This window comes from Streptomyces sp. NPDC002809, assembly GCF_040295435.1.
Taxonomy (GTDB): domain Bacteria; phylum Actinomycetota; class Actinomycetes; order Streptomycetales; family Streptomycetaceae; genus Streptomyces.
Genome location: NZ_JBEOVJ010000041.1, coordinates 57,413 through 67,664, shown reverse-complemented (window position 1 = coordinate 67,664; position 10,252 = coordinate 57,413). Strand labels below are relative to the sequence as shown.

The following is a 10,252-nucleotide window of genomic DNA, read 5'->3' as shown; positions in this document are numbered from 1 at the left end:
TCTTCGATCGCCCAGCATGCCGCCCCTCTCCTTCTGCGCCCTGACACACAGAAACGTCACAGCACACGGAAGCACCACCTCACCGGCCGGCCCCCGAAACGGAACACGAACTCACCACCCGGCCCTCATCGGCACGCGGCCATGGAGCAGGAAGTACATCTGCTGAACGGACTCCTCCTGGCCGGCCGTAAACCGCTTGGCGACCTTCCCGATCGGATTCCACACCCGCCCATCGGGCATCCGGACACCCACCATCTGACCGAAGAGCTCCTGCTGGCCCCGGTCGAAGTCCACCCACTGCGCCCCGGCCCTCCGGACGAACACCTCGCCCGCGTAGGCCCCGAGCCAGAACAGCTCACGCGCCACAATCCGCTGCTCCGGCCCCGCACCGCGAAGCCCGTCGGTGATGCGGTCCACCACACGGAGGCTCGCCACCGAGTAGTCCAGGGGCAACCGGTTCCGCGCCGTCACCCGCCTCACGAACTCAGCCACCCCCACGCGCATCTCACCGGCAGACAAGAGACGTCCCTGTTCCCCACCCGAACCCACCACAGCCCCCAGCTGTCATCTCCGGGAGCCCCATCCGGACGCCCGGGGAGGGACCCCTTTCGGTCCCTCCCCCCAACCAAGCGAAGCCGTGCCCGGAAACGTCACTGCGACGACCCGCATCCGCCGGACGGGCACCTGTGGCGACCCGGCGGGGAGGCGTCCGGCGATCAGCTCGACAACGGCGTGGCAGACCGTCTGCCTGCCCGCTCGGCCGGGCGCACCGACTTCCGTACGACCGATCGCTCGTACGCGGAGCCGGAGGTGGAGGATTTACGGCCGGCGGCGGACGGAAGTGCGCGTGGTCCACCACGGGCCAGAACAAGCCATGCCGGGATCGGACGAGTTCCGCGGCGCCGAAGGTCCAGGCCGACCGGGCAGCAAGGCGGTCGTCGCATGCTGTGCGGGTCGCCCCTCTGCTGGAGGCGACTACGCACCTCATCCCGAATCGATCAGTATGCTCGTGATGCTGCTGACCGGTCGAGTCGTGGGGGTCGGATGCGGGACCTGCTCTATTTTTCACAGCCGAAACTCCGGCATTTCCACAGCGGTTCAGGGAGCCCCCTCGGGGGCCGCTCCTTCGAGGTCGAGACGACGGCGTTCGGTGTCGGGGGCCGCGTTGCGGTCGGCGAGTCCGGCTCGGCCGGTGCCGGTGACTCCGAGGGCCCGGATCTGGAAGCGGCAATCGCGCATCTCGAGAAGACATGCACGGCGCACACGGCGGTCCCGGCCTCGTGCCGGTCCGTCGGAGCGTATGAGTGGATGGAGTTCTCGGGCCCGTTTCACCGGGGACCCCGCGTCCGGGACTGGGGTCTGCACGACAAGGGGGTGTACACCTTCACGTCGCACGAGAACCCGTTGCTGTGCCCCCAGTTCACAGGAGAATCCGAGTGTTCGGGCGTCGAGGTGCTGCTCTGCGGGTCCGCGCAGCATGTCATCGGGGAGGAAGACCAACCCCGGACCCGGATGGGATCCGGGTCGGACTGGCTGCACGACATGGCTGCCGAGTTGGTGGCCATGGAGGAACGTGGTGAGACGGCTCTTCCCGAATCCCTGACGCGCAGTCCGCGAGGGGTGCAGGAGTACGCGGCCAGAGTGGCCCACGACATGATGGTCTCTTGGCGACAAGGACCCGTTCACGTGCACGGCCACGCCCGAGTCCTGTGCAATTTCGGAGCGGTGGACGGGCAGCACCGACTGATTGTGGCGACCCCGTTGTACGTCGAGATCGTCCCGCCTCCGCGGGAGGGCGCCTTGGTGCCGCAGCCCACGCGGCGCCGGTGGCCCTGGAAGTTCCGGGTCTACCCGCCGGCGCGTTGATTCGGCCCCGTGCGGACCAGCCGGCGGCATGCAGGGCAAGAAGAAACCTCCAGGCAGCGGTAGTACTTGAGACCCGGCAGCCGAGCACATCACGACCCATCACCGGCGCCGAGATCAGGACGAGCGGTTGACGCAGTCGGTGCGCTCGTCGGACCAGTGACGGATGGCCCACGGCCTGCGTTCATCGGCGAATGAGCAAGGACGGTGAGTGAGCGGCACTTCGCCGGATGCTGGGTGGCATCACTGCCTCGCTCGGTGACCGGAACACACACAAGACGCCGACCTAAGGGCTGTCCCGTAATCCCTGGCGGGCGCGCGACGACAGCTACGGCACCTCGCCGCGTTGTCGGAACGTCCGAATACAGCAGTCCGGCCAGGAGCTGTTGGGGCGGATCCGTCGCCCTGGTGGTGGCCGGAAAGAGGGCAGCAGACCTTGATCCGGGCCCGCGTCCGGCTCTGCTTGCGCTGGTCGGGCCCGACGAGCGGGGTGACCCGATGTCGCCTCTGCGCTGGACGACGAAGTCGACCCGGAAACTGGCAGCGGCGCTGACCCGGCAGGACCCGGGTCTCCGCCGACACGGGCCATCGGGTCTCCGCCGACACGGTCGCGCCCGGTTCTTCCCGGACGCGGCCCGCCCGTGGAGCCACCGTTTGCCCGTCCGGAGGTTGATACCGACGCGTTCACATGCCCCTGTGTCGGTCGGTCAGTCCCTGGTCCATGAGCGGAAGCACTCCTCCCGCTCATGGACCAGGGCCCTGCGGCCCCGCGGCTTCCGGCTCTCCCGGATCCTGAAGTCCATCGCATCCCCTGAACCGGGGTGTTGCGACAGCCACTGGAACTCAAGCACCGGGGTGGGGCCTTCCCGTGGCCGCCGCACTGTCGCTGGACCGGTACAGCCGAAAGATCTGCACTGCTTCAGGATTCTGACGGCTGGGCTCGCGTCGTGACGAACGAAGAGTGCTGATCAGTCGCCGGACTTCACGGGCTCCAGTTTGATGCTGAAGTGTCGGAGGATCGGGGACTGGCTTGTAACCCGGTAGCCACCGACGGATTCAGGATTCTTCGCGATATCTGCCAGGGTGGCGGCGACGTGGTCGTAGTGGCTGCGGGTGTAGACCCGTCGGGGGAGAGCCAGCCGTACAAGTTCGTAGGGCGCCGTCTTGACAGGGTTGCCGTGCTCGTCCTCTTCACCGAGGTACAGCGACCCCAGCTCCGCCGAGCGGATGCCTCCGCGCAGGTAGAGCTCGCAGACGAGTGCGGTGCCGGGGTACTGGTGCGGGGGGATGTGGGGCAGGAGGCGCCCGGCGTTGACGTAGAGGGCGTGCAGACCGGCGGGTTCCACGATGTCGACGCCGGCCTCGCGGATGCGTGCGGCGAGATAAGCGGCTATGTCGGCACGCTCGGCGAGGTAGGCCGGCTCGGTCACTTCGAGGAGGCCGCGGGCCATCATGTCGAGGTCACGTCCGGACAGACCGCCGTAGGTGGTGAATCCTTCGGTGGCGATGAGCAGACCGCCGCACCGCTCGGCGACTTCGGCGTCCTTCAGGCCGATGAAGCCGCCGATGTGGACGATCCCGTCCTTCTTCGCGCTCATGACGCAGCCGTCGGCGAGGCGGAAGGCCTCCTCGGCGACCTGGCGGGGGGTGCGGTCGGCGTAGCCGGGTTCGCGCTGGGTCACCAGCCAGGCGTTCTCCGCGAACCGGGCCGCGTCGAGGATCATCGGCACGTTGTGACGGCGGCACAGTTCGGCGGTGCGGTGCAGGTTGTCCATGCTGACCGGCTGGCCACCGCCACCGTTGTTGGTGATGGTCATCAGCACGGCCCCAACGGGCTTCTGGTCCGCGTTCTCCAGGGCCTGTTCGAGGGCGATCAGGTCGATGTTGCCCTTGAACGGAAAGTCGTTGTCGAGGTCCTTCGCCTCGGCGCAGGGCAGGTCGTACGCCGTGCAGCCAGTCAGTTCGACGTTGGCGCGGGTGGTGTCGAAGTGCGTGTTGGACAGCACACTCGTGCCAGGCCGCAGCAGCGAGGAGAAGAGGATGCGCTCGGCCGCGCGGCCTTGGTGGGCCGGCAGGATATGGGGGTAACCGGTGAGTTCGGAGACGACCTCGTGCCACCGGTAGAAGGAGCGGCTACCGGCGTAGGACTCGTCGCCCTGCATTCCTGCGGCGAGCTGGTCCGCGGAGATGGCACCGGTCCCGGAGTCGCTCAACAGGTCGATGGTGACTTCGTCGGCCCGCAGGTCGAAGGGGTTGTAGGCGACCCGCTTCAGCGCGGCCTCGCGCTCCTCCCGGGTGGTGAAAGCAAGAGGTTCTACGACCTTGATGCGGTAGGGCTCCACGAGACTTCCTTCTGTGCGGTGTGCGGGCTGACGTGGCCGACGGCCTGGTGCCCGAGGTCCAGGACGCTCTGGGCGCGTTGCCCATGCATCCAGGGGCCCTGCGGGTACTGCTCCTGCGGCGGCCGGACGCGGTAGGACTCGGAACTCAGGTAGGCGGTGAGCCGGGGTGGCCGGTTGCGCTCGTACACCAGGGCCAGGTAGGCGATCAGCCCCACCCCGTCGGCGAGGGTTCGCTGTGTGAGCGCTCCCAGACCTCGGTTCAGCACGGTGGGGTCCATGCCGGCCCTGGTCAGCAGGGCTGTGGAGCGGGCGAGGGCCTCTTCGTCGTCGCGCACGTAGTCGCGAACGGGAATGTGGAGCGTGAAGCCGCTCGGGTTGCTGTCGCCTTCGGTGAAGGAGTGGCAGGTGAGCGCCGGCCGCCGCACCAGTCGCGGCGTGTCGTTTCTGCCGCGTTCGGACGGCGCGAGGGAGCCCGCGGCCGCGTGGAAGAAGTAGCGGACGTCGGCCGCTGTGGCTCCGGAGTTACGGCTGAGCGCGCAGGCGTCATCGGCTGACATGCGCGGGTGTCTCACGTAGACCTTGACCCGGGGGGACGTCCAGGCGCCCAGGTCCAGGGCGAGGAACGGATAGCCGGCCGCCGGGGGCAGTTGCTCGAAGGCCTGGCCGTAGCCGAGCCGCCGCAGTGCCTCGCGCACGGTGCGGGCCGCGTTTTCCGGGCCGGAGGCGGAGGGGTTCAGGTAGACCTTGACCCCTGGGACCCCTCCGGCGCGCAGATCGAGCGCGTACCACAGGGCCAGGGGGCCCTGGGCTGCAGCGGGGAAGAACAGGTCGGCGAGGGCGTCGAGCTGGTCGGTGGCGAAGCCCCAGCGGGCGCCCATTGCGCGGATGGCCGCAAGCCCGGCGCGGCCGCTGTCGACCATGTCGCTGTGGGCCCACCCGGGCTCCACGAGCACCCGCAGGGCCGGGGCGGCGTCCGGAGTGCCGGCGAGGGAGAACTCGACGGGGGAGTGGTCATCGGAAAGGAAGCTGGGCGAGGCCGGCGGCAGGGACAGCGGCCGGTCGGCCGCGCTTGCGAGGGAGTCGATCAGGACCTGTCCGTACAGCTCGGTGTCCGCCTCGCTCAGGCCCACGGTGGCGCCCAGGCGCCGCAGTTGACCGAGCACGTGGTCGCCGAGCGTCGTCTCACCGGGGCTGGTTGCCGGTATGCCGGGGCCCGGGTGGGAGGTCATTGTGTGCCTCGCACGGCGGGGCGCGTATCGCGTCTGTACGGTGCGGGAGTACGGGGACGTGCTCCGCCGGCAACGGAGGAGACGAGGGCCGGTCCGCTGCCGGGAGCAGCGGGTATTCGGTCCTGCGGGTGGTCGGGGTCGACGCCCCCGCACGGGTTGCGTCTGCTCGGGGTGGTGCGCCGTGGGCCCGGTCGGGCGCTCGCGGATGGGGGCGCGGAGATGCTTGCGAGGTCCACTACCTCTCCTTCATCTTGTGTCACTCCAGACACTCCGCGCCGTCCTACCCAGGAAGTTGATCTTTCATGCAGGCTACCTCAACTGCCTGTGTCACATGCGTCACAGGGGGTGTGGGCTACTGGCCCGTCAGCCACGTCATGAAGCTGCTCCAGCGCCCCGCTTTGCCGGTGGGCTGCGGCGCAGCGGGCGTGGGTGCGGCCGCGACGGGGGGTGCCTGGTAGCGGGGCACGGCGGTCGGCTCCGGTGCGGCCGCGGCGCGCGGGGTGGCCGCGCTGAACCGGACGGGCAGGGAGGCCAGGGCCCGGTTGAAGGGGCCGGGCCGCCAGGCGAGGCTGTCCGCGGGGACGGCGAGTTCAACGTCGGGCAGGGCGTTGAACAGCGTCTCCAGTCCCGTCAGGGCGATCAGCCTGGCCGGCTCCTTCGACGGGCAGGAGTGCGGGCCCGCGCTCCAGGCGAGGTGGCCGCGGGTGTCGGCTCCGCGGTCCGCGAGCGCCGTGTTGGCGGCGCCGAAGGACACCAGCACCAGGTCACCGGCGCGTACCTTGTCGCCGGCCACGTCCGTGTCGACCACCGGGTAATGGGGTGCATAGTTGGACATCGGCGCATTGCGCCACAGAGTGTCGTCCACAGCCTTGTCGAACTGCCCCAGGCGCGCGAACTCCTCGTTGGTCAGCATCGTGTAGAAGGCGTTGCCGATCAGGTTGCCCTCCGGCTCGCCGCCCGCACCGAGGAGCAACACCAGCGTGTGCGCCAGTTCCTCGTCGTTCAGCTGCGCCGGATGCTGCATCAGGTAGGACGTGACGTCCTCCCCGGGCTGGGCGCGCTTGAGCGCCACCAGCTCGCTGACCGCTCCGAGCAGGACCTGGCTGGCCGCCTCGGCGTTGACTCCGTCGAACATGCCGGAGATGCCGAACAGCACCCGGTCACCGATCCCTGCCGGGCAGCCGAACAGCTCGTTGAACACGTACAGCGGGAGCTGCTGCGCGTAGTCGCGGAGCAGGTCGGCGCTGCCGCGGGCGCTGAACTGGTTGATCAGGAACTGGGCTGCCTGGCTGACGATCCGGCTCAGCCGCTTGTTGCTGACGCGGGCGAAGGAGTCGGTGATGGCCTGTCGCAGCCGCACATGCTCGGCGCCGTCGGTGAACATCGCGTTCGGCCGGTAGGCCAGCAGCGGCAGGACCGGGCTGTCGGGGCGGATGCAGCCCTCAGCCAGTGCACGCCAGCGGCGTGAGTCCTTGCGGAAGGTCGTCGAATCCTGCAGCAGTTCCAGAGCCGCGTTGTAGTCGGTCACCAGCGTCGCCTCCACGCCGGGGGCGATGGTGACCGGAGCGGTGGGGCCGAGCTCGCGCATGTATCGGTAGTACGCGTGCGGATTGGCAGCGAACTCCGCGCTGTCCAGGGGTATGCGCTGCCCGCTGCCATGTGCGGGGCAGCCGGGCGGGGGTACAGAGGGGGTTGTCATGCGTGCTCCAGGTCGGCGCGCTCGTGCAGATAGCGGACCAAGGTGATCAGGGCGTCGACGGACGACTTCTCGTCGCGTGCGTCGACGGTGACGACGGGGGTGTCGGGCAGCAGGTCGAGTGCCTCCCGGACTTCCTCCGGGGTGTGGACCGTACTGCCGTCGAAGTGATTGATGGCCACGGCGAAATCGAGGCCGTAGCTCTCGACCAGATCCATGACGTCGAAGGAGTCGGCCAGGCGCTCGGGGTCCACCAGGACCAGGGCGCCCAGTGCTCCGCGGGCCGTGTCGTCCCACAGACTCACGAAGCGCTGCTGTCCGGGGGAGCCGAACAGATACAGAACGATGCGCTCGCTCAGCGTCAGCCGGCCAAAGTCCAGGGCGACGGTTGTGGTGGTTTTTCCCTGAACCCCTTTGAGGTCGTCGACGCGCTCCGAGAGCGTCGTCATCCGCTCCTCGGTGGACAGTGGCGTGATCTCGGAAAGAGAGCCGATCAGGGTGGTCTTGCCGACGGCGAAATGCCCGACGACCAGGATTTTCACTGCAGTCTGCTGTGCGCCGCTGGGCACGTAGGCATCCTCAGACAGGGAGAGCCTTGAGGCCATCGAGCACCTCCTTAAGCAAGGCCTTGTTGGTGGGACGGGCCGATGGCACCGGCGCCCGGGTCACGAGATAGCCCCCCTCGGCGAGGGAACTGAGCAGCACCTTGACCACCCCGAGCGGCAGCTGGGAGTGGGCGGCGATCTCAGCGACCGAGAGGTAGCCACTGGAGCACATCTCCAGGATCTGCTGCTCCTCGGGCGAGAGCCGCTGGGGGCGCTGCTGCTCGTCGGTGGCCGTCGTAATGAGAGTGATGAGGGCGAACTCGTCCTCATCGGGCAGGTCACGGCCACGGGTGATGACGTAGGGCCGGACCAGTTCTCCGGCCTCGGACTCGAACTCGGGCTCGGGAGGGCCGGGTTCCGTCATGAGGTGACCGTGTCGCCGCGAAGGCCGGTCGACATCGCCTTGCCCAGCCGGCTGACCAGCTGCTGCATCCGGTACGTGATGTCCTGCATGTCGACCTCGGCCGACGCAGCCACGGCAAGGTAGCTGCCGCCGCCCGCAGCGTTCAGGAACACCCAGCCCCCGTCGAACTCGATGAGGGTCTGGCGCCAGTTCGCTCCGTGCTCACCGCAGAAGAAGCTGATGGCCCGGCTGAGCGACTGCAGGCCGGAGACCGCGGCGGCCACCTTGTCGGCATCGCCCCTGTCAATCTCCGTGGTACGGGACATCTGGAGGCCGTCGGCAGAGATCAGGACCGCGTGGAGAGCATGCGGAATCTGCAGCGCGTCCTCAAGCATCCAGGACAGGTCGTCGCTCACGGGGCATCGAATCCTTCGTGTGAATCGGCAGTGGTGTCACCTTCGGCGGCCGGTACCCCCGCACCTCGGCCGCTGAGAGTGCCACGCTGAAACGCGCCCATGGCCGCCACCCGTGCCTCTGCTGACCGGGCCGGTGGCGCTTCATCAGACCTGCGGCCGCCGTCCGGCACGAGCGCCATGCCGCGCTTGTTCCGTCGTCGGGGCAGCCCGCCCTCTGTCGCCGCAGGAGCCGAACCGCGGATCGCGGCAGCGGCATTGACTTCTTGCGTGGAAGTGGGCTTCTTCGGCTCGGGCATCTCGGTCAACAACTCCTTCGGCACCATCACCACCGCGCGGACGCCGCCGTAGGGAGAGGTGCTGTCGATGGCGACCGTGAACCCGAACCGCGCGCACAGGGCACCGATCACCGCGAAACCGAACGCGGGAGGGTTGCCGAGCTCCGAAACGCTCACCGCAGACCCGCTGGACAGCAGAGCGGTGGCGTTCGTCCGTTCTTCCTCGCTCATGCCGACACCGGCGTCGTCGATCACGATGCAGATGCCCCGGGGCACCGTCCGCACCTCGACCTCGACCATGGTGGACGGCTCGGAATAGCTGGTCGCGTTGTCGAGCAGCTCGGCCACCGTCAGCGCGATCGGTTCGACGGCACGGCTGGTCACCGCGAAATCGACCCGTGAGGCGATCTCGATGCGCTGGTAGTGCCGGATACGGCCCTGCGCTCCGCGGATCACGTCATAGACCGATGCGGCCTCCCGCTGCCGGCCGAGCCACCCTCCGCACAGCACAGCAATGGACTGCGCACGCCGGTTGAATTGCGAGTTCATGTGGTCGATGTCCAGCATGTCCCGCAACACGGCCGAGTCGCCGTACTTCTTCTGCAGCCCGGAGATGGCCCGCTGCTGCTCCGCGGCGAGGCCCTGAAGGGTCCGCATGGCCGACTTCAGTACGGTGTTTGTGGCCTCCTCCGCCTCTTCCTTGGCCTGGCGGACCACCTCGTCGTAGCCGCTGCGCAGCTCGGTGACGGTGGACTCGAGGACGGCGGCCCTGCCCTGCGATGCGGTCAGCTCACCTTGAGCACCCTGCTTTTGACGACGTAGCGCCTTGATCTTATTTCGCTGGCGGGTTATTACCGTGGCGGCGACAGCGACGCCGACGGCAAGCGCCCACACTGTCGGATCCTGCCAAAAATTTGTCATGTGACTCTCTATTGAGCGGCTGGAGTCCAGCTCTCGAAATCTGTCCAAGCGGACCCTCGGCTGTGGGCAGACGTCACCGCCCGGAGAGCCCCCCTGGCTGTAGCCATGCCAAGGCGAAAGCTCGCGTGGCATGTGCACGCGAGCCTATCACCAGATGATCATGAGGCTCTGTCAAGTCCGCCACGCCGTTGCCCCGTTGGCGAGAAACGCATGTTCATGTCAGTGGGGAGGTGTGCCTGCGAGGTGGAGGCTCAGAGTGGCGGATCGCGCCCCCTCTGCGGCACATCTCGCCTTGTGGCGGGCTGACGCGGCGATACGGAGCAGGGGAGTGCCATCCGGCCAACAAGCGTTTCCAGGGCACAAGATGGCCGATTCGAGAGCGGGCTACGGACGGTGACGCGATCTGCGGCTCAGGACATGTGACCGCAGCCACATGGTCTGGGCTTCCTTGCCGCCGCAGCCTGTCCGGAACGCGGCGACGCGAACGACCGAGGCGGCCCAGCCCGTAGACAGGTGCACCCGTACCGGAAAGACCTGTGGGAAGCGCCCCACGAAGACCGCG

At 68.3% G+C, this 10,252-nt stretch carries 9 protein-coding genes and 1 pseudogene; 2 read left to right on the top strand and 8 right to left on the bottom strand.

All coding sequences use genetic code 11. The features are described 5' to 3' along the window. Positions 1-111: 111 nt before the first annotated feature. On the bottom strand, positions 112-492 hold the full coding sequence (locus ABT025_RS23535) for a hypothetical protein (RefSeq protein WP_502972007.1): 381 nt from the start codon (positions 490-492) through the stop codon (positions 112-114). A 450-nt stretch (positions 493-942) separates the two neighbouring features. On the opposite strand from ABT025_RS23535, the gene ABT025_RS23530 reads away from it, so the two are divergent. Together ABT025_RS23530 and ABT025_RS23525 are read left to right on the top strand one after the other, a co-directional pair. Beyond that, on the top strand, positions 943-1,866 hold the full coding sequence (locus tag ABT025_RS23530) for an SAVMC3_10250 family protein (RefSeq protein WP_350997766.1): 924 nt from the start codon (positions 943-945) through the stop codon (positions 1,864-1,866). A 368-nt stretch (positions 1,867-2,234) separates the two neighbouring features. After that, positions 2,235-2,473, top strand: a pseudogene (locus ABT025_RS23525) (ISAzo13-like element transposase-related protein); the annotation flags it as partial. A gap of 358 nt (positions 2,474-2,831) precedes the next feature. Here the strand turns inward: ABT025_RS23525 and ABT025_RS23520 are convergent. The 7 genes from ABT025_RS23520 to ABT025_RS23490 form a co-directional block, all read right to left on the bottom strand. Continuing rightward, the gene (locus tag ABT025_RS23520) at positions 2,832-4,205 is read right to left on the bottom strand and encodes a tryptophanase (RefSeq protein ID WP_350997756.1); all 1,374 of its coding nucleotides are present in this window, start codon (positions 4,203-4,205) and stop codon (positions 2,832-2,834) included. Next, positions 4,178-5,434, bottom strand: a complete 1,257-nt coding sequence (locus ABT025_RS23515) for a tryptophan dimethylallyltransferase family protein (RefSeq protein ID WP_350997753.1) — start codon at positions 5,432-5,434, stop codon at positions 4,178-4,180. Before ABT025_RS23515 ends, ABT025_RS23520 begins: the two co-directional genes overlap by 28 nt. Positions 5,435-5,786: 352 nt before the next feature. Further along, positions 5,787-7,133 carry a cytochrome P450 gene (locus ABT025_RS23510; RefSeq protein WP_350997750.1) on the bottom strand — a complete coding sequence of 449 codons (1,347 nt, stop codon included), beginning with the start codon at positions 7,131-7,133 and terminating at the stop codon, positions 5,787-5,789. Then, positions 7,130-7,735, bottom strand: a complete 606-nt coding sequence (locus tag ABT025_RS23505; protein ID WP_350997747.1) for a GTP-binding protein — start codon at positions 7,733-7,735, stop codon at positions 7,130-7,132. Before ABT025_RS23505 ends, ABT025_RS23510 begins: the two co-directional genes overlap by 4 nt. After that, on the bottom strand, positions 7,710-8,099 hold the full coding sequence (locus tag ABT025_RS23500) for a DUF742 domain-containing protein (RefSeq protein WP_350997744.1): 390 nt from the start codon (positions 8,097-8,099) through the stop codon (positions 7,710-7,712). The genes ABT025_RS23505 and ABT025_RS23500 overlap by 26 nt, the downstream gene beginning before the upstream one ends. After that, entirely contained in the window at positions 8,096-8,494 is a 399-nt protein-coding gene (locus tag ABT025_RS23495) for a roadblock/LC7 domain-containing protein (RefSeq protein ID WP_350997741.1), read from the bottom strand. The genes ABT025_RS23500 and ABT025_RS23495 overlap by 4 nt, the downstream gene beginning before the upstream one ends. Next, positions 8,491-9,690 carry an ATP-binding protein gene (locus tag ABT025_RS23490; RefSeq protein WP_350997738.1) on the bottom strand — a complete coding sequence of 400 codons (1,200 nt, stop codon included), beginning with the start codon at positions 9,688-9,690 and terminating at the stop codon, positions 8,491-8,493. Before ABT025_RS23490 ends, ABT025_RS23495 begins: the two co-directional genes overlap by 4 nt. Between the last annotated feature and the right edge of the window lie 562 nt (positions 9,691-10,252).